The sequence below is a fragment of the Paenibacillus haidiansis genome, assembly GCF_036553665.1.
In the GTDB taxonomy this organism is placed as follows: domain Bacteria; phylum Bacillota; class Bacilli; order Paenibacillales; family Paenibacillaceae; genus Fontibacillus; species Fontibacillus haidiansis.
The window spans coordinates 471,341-488,051 of sequence record NZ_JAZHPZ010000002.1 but is presented as its reverse complement, the minus strand read 5'-3'; the positions used below and the strand labels follow the sequence as shown (position 1 = coordinate 488,051).

Annotated in this window: 14 protein-coding genes and 1 tRNA gene; 12 read left to right on the top strand and 3 right to left on the bottom strand. The window is 58.2% G+C overall.

Going from position 1 to position 16,711, the window contains the following annotated elements:
• Positions 1-202 precede the first annotated feature (202 nt).
• Positions 203-1,192, top strand: a complete 990-nt coding sequence (locus V3851_RS06635) for a GNAT family N-acetyltransferase (RefSeq protein WP_331845734.1) — start codon at positions 203-205, stop codon at positions 1,190-1,192.
• A 284-nt stretch (positions 1,193-1,476) separates the two neighbouring features.
• Here V3851_RS06635 and V3851_RS06630 read toward each other — a convergent pair whose 3' ends face one another.
• Positions 1,477-2,892 (bottom strand): RsmB/NOP family class I SAM-dependent RNA methyltransferase, encoded by a 1,416-nt coding sequence (locus V3851_RS06630; protein ID WP_331845733.1) that lies wholly within the window; start codon positions 2,890-2,892, stop codon positions 1,477-1,479.
• A 170-nt stretch (positions 2,893-3,062) separates the two neighbouring features.
• On the opposite strand from V3851_RS06630, the gene V3851_RS06625 reads away from it, so the two are divergent.
• From V3851_RS06625 to V3851_RS06615, 3 genes are read left to right on the top strand one after another with little or no spacing between them, the layout of a single operon-like run.
• Entirely contained in the window at positions 3,063-4,187 is a 1,125-nt protein-coding gene (locus tag V3851_RS06625) for a glycosyltransferase family 4 protein (RefSeq protein WP_331845732.1), read from the top strand.
• A gap of 14 nt (positions 4,188-4,201) precedes the next feature.
• Entirely contained in the window at positions 4,202-5,521 is a 1,320-nt protein-coding gene (locus tag V3851_RS06620; protein WP_331845731.1) for a metallophosphoesterase family protein, read from the top strand.
• Entirely contained in the window at positions 5,518-8,742 is a 3,225-nt protein-coding gene (locus tag V3851_RS06615) for an AAA family ATPase (RefSeq protein ID WP_331845730.1), read from the top strand. Before V3851_RS06620 ends, V3851_RS06615 begins: the two co-directional genes overlap by 4 nt.
• Before the next feature lie 46 nt (positions 8,743-8,788).
• On the opposite strand, the gene V3851_RS06610 is transcribed toward V3851_RS06615, so the two are convergent.
• Positions 8,789-9,835 carry a YkvI family membrane protein gene (locus V3851_RS06610; protein WP_331845729.1) on the bottom strand — a complete coding sequence of 349 codons (1,047 nt, stop codon included), beginning with the start codon at positions 9,833-9,835 and terminating at the stop codon, positions 8,789-8,791.
• A 103-nt stretch (positions 9,836-9,938) separates the two neighbouring features.
• Here V3851_RS06610 and V3851_RS06605 point away from each other — a divergent pair, with 103 nt between their 5' ends.
• From V3851_RS06605 to V3851_RS06590, 4 genes are all read left to right on the top strand, one after another.
• Positions 9,939-10,511 (top strand): xanthine phosphoribosyltransferase, encoded by a 573-nt coding sequence (locus tag V3851_RS06605; protein ID WP_331845728.1) that lies wholly within the window; start codon positions 9,939-9,941, stop codon positions 10,509-10,511.
• A gap of 100 nt (positions 10,512-10,611) precedes the next feature.
• Positions 10,612-10,944: a hypothetical protein gene (locus V3851_RS06600; RefSeq protein WP_331845727.1), complete on the top strand. Its 333-nt coding sequence runs from the start codon at positions 10,612-10,614 to the stop codon at positions 10,942-10,944.
• Positions 10,945-11,109: 165 nt separating this feature from the next.
• On the top strand, positions 11,110-11,325 hold the full coding sequence (locus V3851_RS06595) for a hypothetical protein (RefSeq protein WP_331845726.1): 216 nt from the start codon (positions 11,110-11,112) through the stop codon (positions 11,323-11,325).
• 74 nt (positions 11,326-11,399) lie between these two features.
• The gene (locus tag V3851_RS06590; RefSeq protein WP_331845725.1) at positions 11,400-11,744 is read left to right on the top strand and encodes a carboxymuconolactone decarboxylase family protein; all 345 of its coding nucleotides are present in this window, start codon (positions 11,400-11,402) and stop codon (positions 11,742-11,744) included.
• 94 nt (positions 11,745-11,838) lie between these two features.
• Here the strand turns inward: V3851_RS06590 and V3851_RS06585 are convergent, their stop codons facing one another.
• Positions 11,839-12,231, bottom strand: a complete 393-nt coding sequence (locus V3851_RS06585) for a hypothetical protein (protein WP_331845724.1) — start codon at positions 12,229-12,231, stop codon at positions 11,839-11,841.
• A 176-nt stretch (positions 12,232-12,407) separates the two neighbouring features.
• Between V3851_RS06585 and V3851_RS06580 the strand changes: the two genes are divergently transcribed.
• From V3851_RS06580 to V3851_RS06565, 4 genes are all read left to right on the top strand, one after another.
• Positions 12,408-12,492 (top strand) — tRNA-Leu (locus V3851_RS06580).
• Positions 12,493-12,643: 151 nt separating this feature from the next.
• The gene (locus tag V3851_RS06575) at positions 12,644-13,633 is read left to right on the top strand and encodes a sugar-binding protein (RefSeq protein WP_331845723.1); all 990 of its coding nucleotides are present in this window, start codon (positions 12,644-12,646) and stop codon (positions 13,631-13,633) included.
• Positions 13,630-15,111, top strand: a complete 1,482-nt coding sequence (locus tag V3851_RS06570) for a sensor histidine kinase (RefSeq protein ID WP_331845722.1) — start codon at positions 13,630-13,632, stop codon at positions 15,109-15,111. The genes V3851_RS06575 and V3851_RS06570 overlap by 4 nt, the downstream gene beginning before the upstream one ends.
• Positions 15,086-16,654, top strand: coding sequence for a response regulator (locus V3851_RS06565; RefSeq protein ID WP_331845721.1), 1,569 nt, complete (start codon positions 15,086-15,088; stop codon positions 16,652-16,654). Before V3851_RS06570 ends, V3851_RS06565 begins: the two co-directional genes overlap by 26 nt.
• The last annotated feature ends 57 nt before the right edge of the window (positions 16,655-16,711 follow it).

Below are 16,711 nucleotides of genomic sequence, written 5' to 3'. Positions count from 1 at the left end.
TCGAGAATGATCCCCGTAATTTCCCGGGATATCGTATCATATGCCGGGACAATCAAACGGTATGGACATCGGTCGGGAAGGACGGTGAAAATAGGAAAACCGCCTTGCGAGAAAGGTTGAACTAACCCGTTTATTACCATGAACCTGTGAAATAGTTATGAGATAATGGATTGAAAGCGTTTAAATGACGGGAGGATGGAATATGCCGAAGTTTTTAATCCGCAGAATGGGGCAAGACGACAGCTTTGCCCCTGTCGCGGACCTGCTAAACACGATCCGGACGGAGCCGACAACCTCAGAATTATTGAGAGAGGAAGAGGAGCAAGTTCCCCCGGGCAAGCTGCATTATAATGAAGCGGGCGAATTGGCCGGTTGGGACCGGCCGAAATGGCTGGCGGAGGACGGGAAAGGCAATATCGTCGGCTTTGCGATGGTTTCGCGCGCACCATGGACGGAACCCGGCCTGATGGAATTCACGCTGGTCATTCGTCCGGAGGTTCGCGGCAGCGGAGCGGGAACAGCGCTGTACGACGTTACCTTGCAATGGGCGGAGGAAGTCAAAGCTTCACGCTTGATCACCCTTATCCGGGATCAGGACGAAAGCTCGGTTGCTTTCGCGAACCGCCGGGGTTATACCGCGGAACGCCACATCTTCGAATCCGTTCTGGATTTGTCCGCATTTGACGGCGGCGGGGCATTGTTTGATTCCATTGGCTCTGCCGAGCAAGCCGGAATCTCGTTCACCACATTGGCGGATGAACCGGGGGAAGAGAGCGAGCGCAAGCTGTACGAGCTGTATAAAGCCACGGAGCCGGATATACCGGGTTATTCCGGAGACTACCCCTGGTTCGAAGAATGGAGGAAGTGGACGATCGGAAGAGCCGGCGTCCGTCCGGAGTTGGTCCGGATCGCCAGGGACGGAGACCGCTTTATCGGCGTGGCCACCCTGCTGCAAAATGAGCAAACCGGGGCGATGTATCATGAGTATACCGGGGTGCTCCGGGAATACCGCTGCCGCCGCATCGCGCTCGCCTTGAAACTGCTTGCAGTACGGAGGGCGATGGCGAGCGGCGTTCCGTATTTGCGGACGAACAATGATTCCATGAACGTCCCGATGCTGCGCATCAACCGCGATTTGATCGGTTTCCGGGCTGAGCCGGGCATGTTCAAGATGGTGAAGAAGCTCCGCTGATCTAACCGTGTAACGGACATACGAGGTCTTATCCGGTTAAAATCGGCGATTTTTATGATCTTCCGGACACGGGAGACGTTATTTGGCTATTATAGCCGAAAAACATAACGATTCTCCTCCAATAACGGATCGGATGTCCGCTGGTTTGCCAAACCGGCGAATTCGGGAGAAATAGCGTCCCTCGCGTCCGTAAAGCGACAAACAAACGGGGTTGCTCGCAAAAGGTTCGTACCTTTTGGAGAGCAACCCCGTTTTGCTGTTTGGCGGACAGCCATCCGTCAACATTAAGGCCGCCGCAAACCCTTGGGCAGATGGTTTTTGAGCTGGCCGCCGCTCGCCTTGCCCCAGCCGAGCGGGAAGCTGCCGCCGCCGCATTGCACGGTGACGAGGCACCAGCCGCGCAGGGCTTCCGGCACGGGGAGCGTCTCCCCGTGCAGATAGGCCGCCGCGGCGGGAGAATCCGCGGCGAGCGCATGAACGCGGGCGGCATCCCCCGCGCTCGCCGTCATCGCCAGCGCATGGGCCGGCTGGAAGCGGCCTTTGCGGTACTCGCCGAGCGCCAGGCCGGCGCGCGGCACCTTCAGCCCGGACAGGCGCTCCGCCGTCAGGGACAGCCCGGCGCTTTGCGGCAGCAGGTACAGCGCCTCGCCGAACAGGACCGGCTCGCCGCCGGTTTCCGCCGCCGGGAAGCCGGGCAGCTCCGCCGCGGCGAACTCGCGGAACGCGTCCCAGGCCGGGCCGGTGTCCCGGGCGCTGCGGCCATCGCGCGAGTCCCGCCCGGGGCGGCCGCCCTGGCGGCGCTTACCGCCCCCCGCCGGTGCGGCCATGGCCGCGGTATCGTCCGCCTCGCGCTCCAGCAAGGCCACATAGTGGCCTTCGCCGTCCTGGCGCTGCGGCCAGATCCGCTTCTCGGCCGCCAGCTTGAGGCAGGGGTACGCCGCCAGCAGGCGGGCGATCGTGTCCTCGTTCTCGCGGCGGTTGAACGTGCAGGTGGAATACGCCAGCTTGCCGCCCGGCTTCAGCATGGCGACCGCGTCCTGCAGGATATCCCATTGGCGCGCCGCGCACAGCTCCACCGCATCCGGCGACCACTCCGTGACCGCGTCCGGGTCTTTGCGGAACATGCCTTCGCCCGAGCAGGGGGCGTCGAGCATGATCCGGTCGAACGCGAGCGGGAACCGGGAGGATAACTCCCCGGGTGCCGCCTGGGTGACCACCGCGTTGCGGATGCCGAGGCGTTCCACGTTCTCGGCGAGTATCCGCGCGCGCTGCGGATGGATTTCATTGCTGATCAAGAGGCCTTCGCCCCGCATTTTCGCGGCGATTTGCGTCGTTTTACCGCCGGGGGCCGCGGCCAGGTCCAGCACGGTCTCCCCGGGCTGGGGATTCAGCAGCTCGACCGCCGACATGGCCGAGGGTTCCTGAATATAATATAGTCCGGCGGCATGGTAGGGATGCTTGCCCGGACGGTATTCTTCTTCATAATAGTAGCCCGTATCGCACCAGGGGACGGGGCGGAGTCCGAACAGCCGCATAATGTCCAGGGCGGCGGCCGATTCGGGGCTCGCCTTCAGTGTGTTAAGGCGCAGTCCGTATGTCCGCTTGCGCTCGTAGCTGCGGAAGAATTGCTCCGCTTCGGCTTCGCCCAGCATGTCCGTAATGAAGCTGCGATAGGCTTCGGGCAGGGATGGCTTGGTCATTGACGATAACTCCTTTTTAACGACAATTACTACTTTCGCAGTTTATCATATCCTTTTTTAATCTCAAAAGGGGAATGGATGTTCCGCTCGGCCTATGGCATAATGAAAATAGTGAAAAGGCAAGCGGTTCATCCGCAAACATAGAAAGAGAAGAGCAAAGGAGAACCCTTATGAAATTGCTGCAAGCCTTGTTTTTCCCTCCGGAACAGCCCGGGGGCGTGTCGTCGATGATCCCTTATTTGCAAGACCGCTTTAGACCCCCGCACTGGGAGATGGAGCTGTTTTCCATACCCAAGCGGATTCGCAACAAGGGCAGCGATCAAGTGCAATTTCATACCTTCGATTGGCGTGAATTCGAAGAAAGTCCGGTTGTGCAAAAATACGTGCAAACCTACCGGGACTACCTCTGGTGGACCCGACTGCGCATTCAGAAAAATTACGATCTGATCCATGCCCATCATCCGATCGCCGGACTAGCAATGAAGGAGGTTTTTCCGGAAACCCCGGTGATTCAAAGCATTCACTCCAGTTATGAGCGGGAGCTCATTCTGAACGGGCGCATTAAGGAAAACGGGCCGGAGCACCGTTTTTTGACTTCCATCTACAAAGAGCTGGAGCATAAAACCGACCGCTTATACACGGTCTCGCGCTCTTTCCGCGAATACTTGAGCCCGTATGTCGATTATCCCGAAAATATCGGCGTGATTCCGAACGGATTCGACGAGAAAAGATTCAAGCCTGTGCCGCACGAGAACGAGGTGGCGCAGCTGGTTACGGTCTGCCGGCTCGTTCCGGCCAAAGGGATCGATATTCTGCTTCAGGCTTGCGCCGAGCTGAAAGCCCGCGGGCAGTCCTATGTCCTGCACATTATCGGCGACGGGCCGATTCGTCAAGAGCTGGAGGGAATGGCTCAGCGGCTGGGCATTTACGAGGATACGATCTTTTACGGCTATACGCTGCATCCCGAGGAATTTATGCCGTTTTTTGATATTTTTGTGCTGCCGTCCCGCGCGGAAGCGTTCGGCTCGGTATTCGCGGAAGCCGCGCTGTGCAGCCTCACCCTGGTCGGCTCCGAGGTCGGCGGTATCGCCGAGCAGATCGTGAGCGGCTCGAACGGGCTGCTTGTGCCGCCGGAGAACCCGGTCGCACTGGCGGACGCGCTGGAGAAAGTCATCGTGGATCCGGCATACCGCTATGAGCTCGCCAGATCGGGGTCGGACCACGCGAAGAACCATTACTCCCTGAACCGGGTCGTTCACGAACTGAAGAAACTGTACCTGCAATTTGACCGATGAAAGAGTGATTCTTTATGTCTGCGTTTCGTTTCATTCATGCCGCCGATCTGCATCTGGACACTCCGTTTACCGGAATGTCCGCCCTGCCGGATCGGCTTCGCCGCCATCTTCAGGAATCCACCTTCGCCGCGCTCGGAGAATTGGTGGAGCTCGCCGTGTCCGAAGCCGCCGATTTCCTGGTGATCAGCGGGGACGTATATGACGCCTCCGACTCCTCCCTGCGGGCGCAGCTTCGGCTTAAGGAGGCTTTGGACAAGCTGGACGATCATGGGATCCCGGTATACATGATTCACGGGAACCATGATCCGCTCAGCGCAAGCCGGGTACGTCTGACATATCCGCGGAATGTGACCGTCTTCGGCGGGACCCGGCCGGAAAGCGCGATCGCCGGACGGCGCAGCGACGGCGCGCCCGTGGCGGCGGTCAGCGGGATTTCCTATCCGACGGCCGCGGTGACCGACAATACGGCGCTTTTGTTCTCGCGCGATCCGCAGTCCCCGCTTTATCATATCGCCCTCCTGCATGCCAATGTGGACGGACAAGAGGGACATGATGCGTATTCCCCCTGTTCATTAAACGATTTGCGAAATTCCGGGTACGATTATTGGGCTTTGGGCCATATCCACAAGCGGCAAATCCTCTCCGAATCTCCCTGGGTCGTTTATCCGGGTAATTTGCAGGGCCGCAGTCCGAAGGAGACGGGAGCCAAGGGCTGTTATCTCGTCGATGTATCGGAGCAGGGCGAAGCGCGGCTCTCCTTCAGGGAGCTGGATCATGTCCGCTGGAGCGAAGCGGAAATCCCGATCGAAGATTTACATAGCGAAGAGGCCTGGAAGGAACGGGTCGAGGAAAAAATGGAGGAGATCCGCGACCGGCTCGCCGGGAAGACCGGCATTGTCCGGTTTACGTTTACCGGTCGCGGTCCGCTGCATTCCATGCTGCAGAGCGGGCGGGAATGCGCCGACCTGCTGCTGGAGCTGCAGCGGCGGGAAAGCCTGGCGATGGAGATCGATCCCTCCTGGTCTTCGCACGGCATCGTGTGGCCCGCCGGCTTTAAAGTGAAAACGGGGATGGACCTGGACCGGGGCCGGCTTGTACGGGAGGACAGCTTCCTCGGCGAATTGCTGCGTTATGCGGATAAGGCCGGGGCTGCGCCGGAATTGCGGGATGAGGTAATCGAGGCCGCGCTCGCTCCGCTGATGGAGCACCGGCAGCTGCGAAGGCTGATGAAATCGCTCGGGTCCGCGGAGAAGCTGGATTTGCTGGAACGTGCCGGGGAGCTTGCCTCCTCCCTGCTGACGGAAGAGGGGAGAAGGGAGGGCTTCGGCTCATGAGAATCGAGAAGCTCAAGGTCAGCGGCTTCGGTCATCTGCACGGGCTGGAGGTGGAGCTCGATGCGCCCGTTACCGTGCTCTTCGGCCCGAATGAAGCCGGAAAGAGTACTTTGCTCGGATTCGTCCGCGCCATGCTGTTCGGCATTCCCTCAAGGGTCCATGGACCGCAGCGTTATGAACCGGTCCACGGCGGCCCGCACGGCGGTTCGATCGCCCTTCGCGGCGAAGACGGCTCGCAGTGGCTTATCGAGCGCTATGGCCAGCCGCCGGAAGGATCCGGGTCCGGAGGCAAGGGAGAGCTGCTCAGGATTGCCAGAACCGGCCCGGACGGGCAAATCGAAACGCTCTCCCAGGATGATCTGCAGCGCGAGCTGCTCGGCGGCATGTCGAAAGAAATGTTCCAGCAGCTGTTCGCCGTTTCGCTGACGGAGCTGCAGGAGGTGTCGGCGCTGCAATCCGAGGAGATGAGCGCGTTCCTGTTTCACGCCGGCATCGGCGGGGGCACCGCGGTACTGCGCGGCGAGAAGAAGCTTGTCCAGGAGATGGACAAGCTGTACCGCCCGCGCGGAAGAAACCAGGAGGTGGCGCAGCAGGTGCAGGCCGTGGAACGGCTGGAACGCGAAGCCGGAGCCGCGAAAGCGCTGCTCCCCCGTTACCGGGAAGTATTGGGGGAGCTTGAGCGGGTCGATGCCGGGCTGGCGGAAGCCGAGGCGGAGCTCGCCCGGCGCGGCAGGGAGGCTTCGCTGACGCGGAAGGCGGCCGACAACCGCGCCGATTGGCTGAAGCGGGAAGCGCTGCGCATCGAGCTGGCCGCTTTGCCGGAGCGGGCTCCCTTCCCCGAGCAGGGGCTGTCCCGCTGGGAGGCGCTGCAGGCGGAGAAGGAGCGCTTAAGACTTGAGGCCGGAGAGCTTGCCCGGAAGATTGACGCGCTGCATAAGGAGCTGGAAGCGTTGGCTCCGAACCGCGACCTGCTGGAGCGCGAAGCGGCCCTTCGCGCTCTAGCCGAGCGTTTGCCGGGCTACGAACGCCGGCTGCAAGAGCTGGTCGAGCTCGAAGCCGAAACGAAGCAGCTCGGCGGCAAGCTGGGCCAATGCCTGAGAAGCATTCATCAAGACTGGACGGCAGAGACGCTGCGCGATTTTGCCGGAACGGTGGGTGAACGCGAGAGCATCCGCCAATACATGGGCCGTTTCCATACCTACGACAAGGAAATGGACCTGCTGAATAATGAACGGTTCAAGCTGGAGCGGGAAGTCTCCGCTCTGAAGGCCGCCGAAAACGGCGCCGTCCGGCGGCTGACCGAGAGCGCGGGGACGGCCGGGACGGAGTTTGCGCAACTGGTTCCCCGTGACAGGGAAGAGATCCGAAAGCTGTGGAGCGAAATCAGCACCCTGCTGGACCGCTGGCGGGCGGCCGCATCCGCCCGGCAGGACGAGCGGAGAGCCGCGCAAGCGGAAGCCGCCGCAAGCGAGCGCATCGACCAGCTCTACCGGCGCTTGCTCGGCGGTGGGGCGGCGCTGACCGTACTGCTTCCGGCCGCACTGTGGCTGACGACGAAATCCGGCTGGGGGACGCTGCTCGCCGCGGCGGTTCTGCTCGGCTTCGACGTCTTTTTGGCCTCCGGCTTATTGAAGGGAAGCCGGAACGCCGCGAACCGCCGCGCCCGCGGCAGGCGGGCAATGCCTTCCGCGGCGCCGGGATCGGCCGAGGAAGCGCGGCTGCAGGAGCTTCTGCCGCGGCTTGTCGCGCACCCGCTCACAGCGGCGGGGAGCGCTGCGGGCGCCGCCGCTCGGACCGTCCCGCCCGAACCGGAGCGCTGGGACGAGGAAGAGCGCGCCTTGCGCCGCCTGATGGAGAGCTGGATGCTGTGGGATCAGCGCCATGAAGATCTTGCGGCGCAGGCGGAGGAGTGCCGGCTTAAGACCGCCGGGGCGCTGCGGGAACTGGACAGCCTGGAACGCGAACTGTCCCGCAAGGATGAACAGTTCGCCGGGCTGGCCCGCGAGTGGGAGGACTGGCTGCGCGTGCGGCGCCTGCCCGGCGATTTGTCGCCGGAAGCGGCGATGGACGTGTTCCGCCTCGCCGAACAGGGCTGCGACTGGCTCGGGCGGCTGGACGCCTTGTCCGCCAAAACGGCCGCGGCGCGGGAAGCTGCGGACGCTTTCGAGCGGGATTGCCGCCGCGAAGGGCTGCTCGGCGAAGCCGAAGGCGCCGCATCTTCCGGCGAGCGCCAGTCTGCGGCCGCCGGGCTGCGCAAGGCTTTGGCCGAGCTCGATGTCCAGCTCGACTTAAAGGCCCGGCGGGAGCGGCTTCGCGATAAGCTGATCCCGCTGGAGGAGGAGCTTGGCCGGACGCGCGACAGGCTTGATGCCGTGACGGATGCCGAGCGCCATTTGCTCGAGGAGAGCGGGGCCGCCGACGGAGAAGCTTATTTGCGTCACGGGGCGGAAGCGGAACGGCGGCGTCTGCTTGAGGCCGAGCTCCGGCAGATCGAGCTGGTGCTCTTTGGCGCGATCGGCGGGGAACACCGGCCGGAAGTGGAGGAGCTGCTGCGCGGCCGCGAAGAGGAAGAGCTGGCCCGGCTGGCCGAAGCGGCCCGCGTCCGGCTCGAAGACGCGGAGCGTGCGCGCCAGCGGCTGCAGGAAGCGCGCGGCCGGCTGCTGCAGGAGCAAGAGAGCCTGGAGGCCCGCGGCCTTCAGGAAGATCTCCAGCAGCAACTCGCGGAGCGGCAGGCGGCCTTGGAGGAGACGGTGGACCGCTATGCGGTGATGGCCGTCACCCGCGAGCTTATCGCGCGGGTCCGCAAAATTTACGAGGAAGAGCGCCAGCCCGAAGTTCTCAAGGCGGCCTCCGGCTATCTGGAGGAGATGACCGGCGGCGTATACCGGCGCATTCTGGTAAAGATGGGCAGCCAAGAGCTGATGGCGGAGCACCGCGATCACGGCCCGATCTCAAGCTCTTTCTTGAGCCGGGGTACGGCGGAGCAATTGTATCTGGCGATGCGGCTGGCTTTGTCGGATGCCGTGGCCGGCCGGGTCGGCATGCCGATTCTGCTCGACGATCTGTTCGTCAATTTCGACGCCGCCCGGCTCGCCGGCGCGCTGTCCGTACTTAAGCGGGTAGCGGACAAACATCAGATTATCATGATGACTTGCCACGCGCATGTGATGGAGGGAGTCAAGGCCCGGTTTCCGGAGGCGGCGACGATCACTATGCGGTAAGCAATGTTAGGAAATGCCTGCGGAAAACCAAAACCGGCGGAAGGCTTTAATCTCTGCCGTCGCCCGTTTGCCGATACATGGCGAGCATGACCGCCCAGACCAGGCTGAACAGACCGAACACGGGATAGAGCACGGACAAGAGCGAGCTGAAGCCGAACTGGCTTGTCAGATAACAGATCAGCAAAATGCCGAGCGAAATCAGCCGGGGGGAAACCTTCAGGCGCTGCTTGAGCTGCAGGGTTACGCCGTACACGTCGGCGACAAAGGTGCTGAATATTTCCATAAAAATAAGCAGGATATAAACAAGCTGGATCGTCGCTCCGAGCTGGCGGGCGATATGGCCCATCGGGATTTCGAACTGGACGATGCCGGGCATATAGGCCGACAAGGCGAAATGGCCGGCCATCAGCATAAAGCCGACGCCCGCCCCGCCGAGAATGCCGCCCCATATTACGGCTTTGCGGCTTTCGGTGTGTGCGCCGATCGGGACGAGCACGGCTTGCGCCATGGACAGGTTAAAGGCGGTGTACATCAGCGGGGAGGTCCAAGCGGCGGCGAGGCCGCTGTCGGTGCTCAGGGTGAAAAACCGCGCCGCCCCCGGCGAACCCGCCGTATTGATGATGACCGCAAGCGACAGCGTAATCATCAGCGGGACGACGACGGAATTCAGCTTCATCACGCCGCCGATGCCTCGTCCAAGCAGCAAATAGGTACATATCAGCGTCACCCATAAACCGACCTGGTAATGGAGCCCCAGATGTTCCATAAATACCGATCCGGCCCCCGCCAGCATGACGCTGTTGACCCCGATCAGCACAATTAGCGTAAATAAGCTTACCCCTTTGCCGACCGTCTCCCCGAATAGCTTGCGGTTGAGGTCTTCATAGGAGGCGGCCTTGATACTCCGGGCGAGCAGCATCATCTTGGTCCCGAGCCAAATAAACAAAAAGGCGGACAGGAGGATCGTCAGCGCCCCCCATTTGCCGTAACGGGTAAAAAACTGCAGGATCTCCTGGCCTGTCGCGAAGCCGGCGCCGACGACGGTACCGATATACGTAAAAGCAATCTGCAAAACTTTGACGGCATTTTTCATGGTTTTCCCCCCGGCCGATGTGCTATATATAGTACAAGGTATGTTGTCCGGGGACGGGACATGACTTGAAACCCTAAATGAGATGAACGATGGAGGAAATGGAATGGACAAATTGAAACGGCAAATTACGGAGCACGGCGTAGTGGTTTCGGACCAGGTGCTTAAGCTCGACGCGCTGCTGAATCATCAGATCGATCCGCAATTGACGATGGAAATGGGGCGACAATTTGCCGAGCGGTTTCGGGATTCGGAAGTAACCCGGGTCGTCACGGTCGAATCCTCCGGTATCGCCGTCGCCTTCGCAACCGCTTATGAGCTGGGTGTTCCGCTGGTGTTTGCCCGCCGGAAGAAGACGCTGCTCGCCGAGCCGGATATGCTGTGCGAACGGGTGCCTTCCTTTACCAAGGGAATTGTGACGGATATTTTGATTTCCCGGGAATTTCTTTCGCCGGACGACCGCGTTTTATTTATCGACGACATTATCGCCAACGGGGATGCGGCCAGAGGGCTGGTTAAGATCATCGAACGTTCCGGGGCGGAATTGGTCGGGGCCGGGATCGTCGTGGAGAAATGCTTCCAGCCCGGAGCAAGTTCGCTGCGTGAACAAGGCGTCCGGCTGGAATCGCTGGTACGGATCGCTTCGCTTGCGGACGGGCGGATTACTTTTGCGGACTAAACTGGGCAAATATTTAATTCGTTCCAATTTTGCAACAGTTCTTTGCAGGCCTTCTTTTTTTCGTTATAATGAGGATTACTAGGGAGAGGAGGCTTACAAAATGGGGGAAGAATCTGTAGTAAAGGCAGAGTTTTTTATTGCTAAATTGTCCGAAGCCAAGATAACCTTTGAGCGTGCCCTGGACTGCAAGCATACGGAATTTGACGACCTTTATCCCTATATGCTCGAGCATCCCCAGTTCTTCTGGTATAAGCGCTATGTGGCGTGGTCGCAACTGCTGACGATCGCCGGGCTTTGCGAGGAGCTTGGTATCGCCTGGAAAGAGGAGTTCAGCCCTCAACAGGTCGGTTATTTGCAGCAGCGGGTTATGTCCGCGAAGGTGCTTGATTTCTGGTTCGAGAAGAACGACAGCAAGGAGCATGCGCAGCGTTAAAGGAATGTCCGCAGTCATATCGGCAATTCATTGAATTCATCATGAAGGGTTGCAATGCCCGTCCATGATATGAAAAGACTCCGTCAGTTTGCTGCGGGGTCTTTTTTTGAACTAATATTATAGAAGCAGGCAGTTAAAAATTGATTGCAAGAGGCGGTGATAACGATGATTTCCGATGAGGAATTGAATCAATTCCGGTTGTCCGGCGAAAAGGTCCGGGTCGTAAGAGACGCCATTCCCGAGAACGATATCCGGGGGATTGTCGTCGCCTGGGACGATACCCATGTGCTAATCCGCAAGCCCAACAGAAATGTGGTCAAGCTGGACCGCAGTTACAGCTACGCCCCTTCGCGCGAGCCGCGGGTTTCGCCGGAGGAATAGGCATATTTTTCGCATAGCGGGACAACGTAGTAAGGTAAGAAGCCAATCCCTTGCAGAAAGGAAGCTCATGCCTTATGTCACTCGTCAACGACAAAATCAAAGCTTACAAGGACCAAATCAGCGCTTACGGCGAGGCGGTTCCCGGAGCGACCGAAGCTTATCACGCTTTTACCGGAGCGAGCTTCGAAAGCGGCGTGCTGGACGCGAAGACGAAGCAGCTCATCGCGCTTGGCATCGCTTTGTCAACCAATAACGAAGTGTGCACCTATTACCATGCCGAAGAAGCGAGATCCAAGGGTGCTACCGAAGCGGAGCTATTGGAAACGGTGGCCGTCGCCTCGGCCGCGCTGGCCGGAAACGCGCTGTCCCAAGGCGTGATCCGCGTGCAGGAGGCGCTGTCCGAGACGCCGATTCATTAGGCGTACGGCCCTTTGCGCTATCGCAAAACTAGGTGGATAGACAGAATTTACCCCCTGAGCAAACCGGCATAGAACCGGGCTCGGGGGAGTTTTTTTATACCATGAAATTAGGGGTGGAGGGGGCCATATCATTTCCCAAATAAGCCCGGATTCGCGAGGAAATTTCGCTCCTTAGCGCGGGCCATAAGATTTTCATATATCCGCGAAAGCCCTTATAAGTATACTCGGCCTCAATTCCTTCTTCGTTTTGGTGAAATCCGAGCAGTTTAATTCCGCGTCTCTTGAACTCCGCCTGAATTTCCTGCTGCACCAGCGAAGCTCGCCGTTCCGCGTTATGGATCATATCCGTGTAGAGCTCGGGGCTTTTGAGCATGCCGCTCTCCTCCAGAATCCGGGCATCCCGCTCCAAAATGCGGCGGATCATACGGAGAAGAATGACGCTCCGGATCAATGCCAACTCGTCTTCCGAAATGCCGGGCACCGCCATTGAAAACACCAACTTTCCATTTGAAATGAGAACTTATGTTCCTATTCTATACAAAACAACGGCGAATTAAAAGCGGGTGATTAAAATTTTGTTGAAGGAAATTGTTGACTTTGGGCAAATCGGCGTGGTATTGTATATCTTGTCGCTGCGGAAATTGTTCCGTAGGAAGACATTAAGCGGTCGTGGCGGAATTGGCAGACGCGCACGGTTCAGGTCCGTGTGGGCTAACCCCCCGTGGAGGTTCGAGTCCTCTCGACCGCATCGTTTCTGACCGGTGAAAAGTTCGCAATTTGCTCTCGGAGCAGGTTGCGAACTTTTTTTATTTTCTAAACGATGCGGATTGCGTTGTTTGTCCTTGTTGCATATTGCAAGCGCATACAAACGGAGTTAGGATATTTGAGAGGTGAACCGTATGATCAAAGACAAAGCATGGTTTTCCGTTCTCTTGGTCTGTATATTTATTTTGGCGTATTTGTTTATCGGCTTTGCCCGTTATTCGGGCAATATCGGGGTCATCGTCAAGGAGCTGCAAGGGCATGCCGAAGCAAGGGAGCACCGTTATCATGTTGTGCTGATCGAGCAGGAGCGCTTCCACCCCTATTGGGAGATGATTGAGAAGGGGGCTGCCCAAGCGGCTGAACAATACGGCCTTGATATCGAATTCGCCGGGGCGGTGCGGAACAACATGACAGAGCAATTGGACCTCTTGGAAAAAGCGATCGCCGCCCGCGTCGACGCTATTATAGTGCAGGGCCTGAATGAAGAGAGTTTCAAGCCGGTGATTGACAAAGCGGTCAAACGGGGCATTCCTGTTCTGACGATCGATACGGACGCCCCGGACAGCCGGCGGCTTGCGTATGTCGGTACGGATAATGTCGCCGCCGGCGAAATGATGGGCCGGCTGGTCGTCAAGACGGCGGGCGGCTCAGGAAAGATCGGCGTCATCATCGGCAGTGAGATGGCCGAAAGTCAAAACCAGCGGCTTGAAGGGTTGAAACGGATTGTCGCCCAGTACCCGGGTCTAGAGATCGTGGACGTGCGCAGCTCCAACATCTCTCAAATGGAAGCGATCCAGCAAGCGGCCGATATGCTGCGCCGGCACCCGGAAATTACGATCATGGTCGGTACGAGCGCTACCGATGCTCTCGGCGTCATGCAGGCGGCAAAAAGCTTGCGACGCGACGATCTTCTGATCATCGGATTCGATAATCAGAAGGAGACGCTGGAGGCAATTACGAATGGGGAAATCCAGGCTACCGTCTCACAGCAGCCTTTCCTGATGGGCGAAATGGCCGTTCGGCTGCTGTACGAACATTTCCAGGGTAAGCCTCTCCGTTCGACCTACCATACGGAGGTAAAGGTGTTGAACGAGAGCAACGTGCAGGAGGGAGAAAGCCTGTGAGTATCCGTCAAAAGCTGATTCTGTTCCTGCCGCTGCTGGTGCTGGTGATGAGCTCCGTATCGTTTTTTTTGTTCGAGAGCGGGCAAACCGTGCAACAAAGCTATCATTTGATGATAAAGCGTATTTTGCTATATAAAGAAGTGTCTTACGAGGTTGGCGAGAACATGCGGTCGATGAACCGTTTCATTATGCAGATGGACGAAGAGAGCTTGCCGGAGGTGACCCGGCATTTGAATGCGGTGAAACGGCTGCGGAGCGACCTCGACGAAATGGAAATGATCGGCGAAAGCGATCTCCCCCTGGTCAATTACCGGAATATTATCGATACGTTTCTGGAGCAATCCGAGGGTATGATCGAGCAGATTGAATTTCAGGACTCCAATACGATGGCCGGACAATATATCGATGCGGAACAAACCCAGCGTTTTATCCGCGAGGAAGCTCAGGAGCTCGTTGACCTGGAGTTGGAAAATTATAAACCGATTTATGAAGAGATGATGTACGCGAGCGGAAAACTGAACAAGCTAGGCATTCTGCTCGTTATTACGGCCGCGGCTTTCAGCATTTTGCTGGCGATGTGGCTGTCCGAAAGCATTACCGGGCCGATCCGCCGGCTCGTCGCCACCGCCAAGCAAATCTCCAAAGGACGTATGGACAAGAAGGCGCCCGAAAGCGACCGTAACGACGAGATCAGCATTTTGTGCCGGGCATTCAACGGCATGCTCGACAACATTCAGCGTCTTATGGCGGAAAACATCCAAAGTCTGGAAAGGGACAGGCTGGTCAAGGAGCTGGAGCTAAAAACGCTGCAAAGCCAAATCAACCCCCATTTTTTGTTCAATACGCTGAACTCCATATCCAAGCTGGCCTATATTGAGGGCGCCGAGAAGACGAGCGATCTCGCCGTCTCCGTGTCCCGTCTGTTAAGATACAATCTGCAAAAGCTGGATCAGGCGGTTACGCTGCGCGAAGAGGTGGCGCATGCCGGTGAATATATGAGCATCCAGAAAGCCCGCTTTCGCGACCGGATTGTTTTTATGACCGAGATTAACGAAGAAGTGCTGGATGGCATGATTCCGTGCCTTACCCTTCAGCCGATCATGGAGAATGCGTTCGTACACGGGATTGAGGAGATGGAGGAAGGCGCCGTTCTGAAGCTGTCGATCGGGAAAGGGGAAGACGGGACCGTGGATATCGAGATTCGCGACAACGGGGTCGGGATGAGTGCGGACAAGGTGGAAATGCTGCTGCAATCCATACAGGAAGAAGCCCCCCGTTTTGCCGGAAACGGACAATCGACAGGACTGGGCACGCATAACGTATTCAAAAGGCTGCATTTGTTTTTTGAGGGCAGGCAAAAAATCGAAATCGACAGCAAAGAAGGGGCCGGAACGGTGGTCCGGTTCAAGCTGCCTTATTGCAATAAGCCACTTTACCGGGGGGAGAATCCTTATGTACAGCTTGCTGATCGCCGATGACGAAGCGTTGGAACGGGAAGGACTTGAATTGATGATCAGCCGTATGCTGCCGGATACTTTTCGGTTTTACCATGCGGAGAACGGACGGCGCGCCATCCAGATGGCGGAGGAGCAGCGGCCGGATTTTATTTTTATGGACATCAAAATGCCGGGAATTCAGGGACTGGAAGCGGTCCGGGAAATTGCCGCCAGGACGCCGGAAACGCCGGTCGTGATCATCACGGCGCATGATTATTTTGCCTACGCCAAGGAGGGGCTCGCGCTGGGCGTCAGGGAGTATTTGTTGAAGCCGGCAAGAAAGGAGGAAGTGCTGGAACTGCTGAAAAAGCTGATCCGGGAGGCCGAGGAAGCCAAACGGGCGAGAAATGAGCGGCTTGAGCTTCAGGAGAAGCTCTCCCGGCTGCTGCCTTTGGCGGAAAATGAGCTGTCCCTGATGTTAATGCTGGAGTGTGTGCAAGAGATAGACTTAACGCAGCTGGCCGGCATGCTGAATCTGGATTGGAGCAAGGGATACGCGATGGTGCTGTCGTTTTCCAGGCAAACCTCCAAGGAGTGGCAGACCTTTCAGCTTGTCAAAAAAGAAATCTACGAGGCCGTAAAGCAGTGGTGCAAGCCGACCTTGTCTTGTATCGTCAGCCCGATCCTGGGCCACCAATTGGCCTTGTTCGTTCCGTTCCCTCCGGGCCGTCCGGCATATACGCAGCGGATGATGGCTCTTGAGTGGGGCGAGCGGTTGCGAAGCCAGGCGGTGGAGCGGTTCGGAGTACCGCTGTCGGTCGGGATCGGGTCCGTACGGGAGGGGTGGGAAGGGCTCGGCCGTTCTTACCGTGAGGCGGTCCGTGTCTGCTCCGAGGATCAGGAGTATGCCAATGTTCTGCATTATAATGACCTTGAGGAAAGCTCGGGCCGGATGACGCTGCCGCCGGAGGAGGAGAAGAAACTGCTTGATGCGCTGCTTCGGCATGATAAGCAGGAAGCCGCGGAGCGCTTCAATCGGTGGTACGATCGGCTCGAGCGGCAAGAACGGCTATTTCCGCATCTGCGCGGGGAAGTGATCAGCCTTCTGCTCTATCTGAACCGGACCGTCCGGGCGGGGAACGGAGCGGAACTGGTTTCCGCCTTAAACGGATTCGAGGATTCCCGCTCCCTTCGGGAAGGGGCGCTGCGGGAGATCTTAACCTGGATCGACGGGTTGCGCGAGGAGAAGGAACGAAATCGCACACATGTGCTGCAGCGGGCGCTGCTTTTTGTAGCCGAGCGGTACAAAGAGGATCTTTCGATGGAACAATGCGCGGAATATGTCAATCTCAGCCCTTATTATTTCAGCAAGCTATTTAAACAGCGGACGGGGGAAAACTTCAGCGACTACGTGACCCGCCTGCGCATCGAAGAAGCGAAGAAGCTGATGGGAAAATCGCAGCATTTAAGCCTGAAGGAAATCTGTTATGAAGTCGGCTACAAGGACCCCAATTATTTCAGCCGGGTGTTCAAGAAATCAGCCGGGATGACGCCGACCGAGTATCGTCAACAAAACGGAATATGATATACCTTTCTCTTGTTTTTCCGAATGGAAGGTCCTCGTCCCTGACGAGGACTTTTT

Excerpts from the sequence above, each read along its gene's own strand:
- V3851_RS06565 (WP_331845721.1), top strand. The coding sequence starts at position 15,086 with ATGTACAGCTTGCTGATCGCCGATGACGAAGCGTTGGAACGGGAAGGA.
- V3851_RS06630 (WP_331845733.1), bottom strand. The coding sequence starts at position 2,892 with ATGACCAAGCCATCCCTGCCCGAAGCCTATCGCAGCTTCATTACGGAC.
- V3851_RS06615 (WP_331845730.1), top strand. The coding sequence starts at position 5,518 with ATGAGAATCGAGAAGCTCAAGGTCAGCGGCTTCGGTCATCTGCACGGG.
- V3851_RS06635 (WP_331845734.1), top strand. The coding sequence starts at position 203 with ATGCCGAAGTTTTTAATCCGCAGAATGGGGCAAGACGACAGCTTTGCC.
- V3851_RS06590 (WP_331845725.1), top strand. The coding sequence starts at position 11,400 with ATGTCACTCGTCAACGACAAAATCAAAGCTTACAAGGACCAAATCAGC.
- V3851_RS06620 (WP_331845731.1), top strand. The coding sequence starts at position 4,202 with ATGTCTGCGTTTCGTTTCATTCATGCCGCCGATCTGCATCTGGACACT.
- V3851_RS06625 (WP_331845732.1), top strand. The coding sequence starts at position 3,063 with ATGAAATTGCTGCAAGCCTTGTTTTTCCCTCCGGAACAGCCCGGGGGC.
- V3851_RS06595 (WP_331845726.1), top strand. The coding sequence starts at position 11,110 with ATGATTTCCGATGAGGAATTGAATCAATTCCGGTTGTCCGGCGAAAAG.
- V3851_RS06575 (WP_331845723.1), top strand. The coding sequence starts at position 12,644 with ATGATCAAAGACAAAGCATGGTTTTCCGTTCTCTTGGTCTGTATATTT.
- V3851_RS06605 (WP_331845728.1), top strand. The coding sequence starts at position 9,939 with ATGGACAAATTGAAACGGCAAATTACGGAGCACGGCGTAGTGGTTTCG.
- V3851_RS06610 (WP_331845729.1), bottom strand. The coding sequence starts at position 9,835 with ATGAAAAATGCCGTCAAAGTTTTGCAGATTGCTTTTACGTATATCGGT.
- V3851_RS06585 (WP_331845724.1), bottom strand. The coding sequence starts at position 12,231 with ATGGCGGTGCCCGGCATTTCGGAAGACGAGTTGGCATTGATCCGGAGC.
- V3851_RS06600 (WP_331845727.1), top strand. The coding sequence starts at position 10,612 with ATGGGGGAAGAATCTGTAGTAAAGGCAGAGTTTTTTATTGCTAAATTG.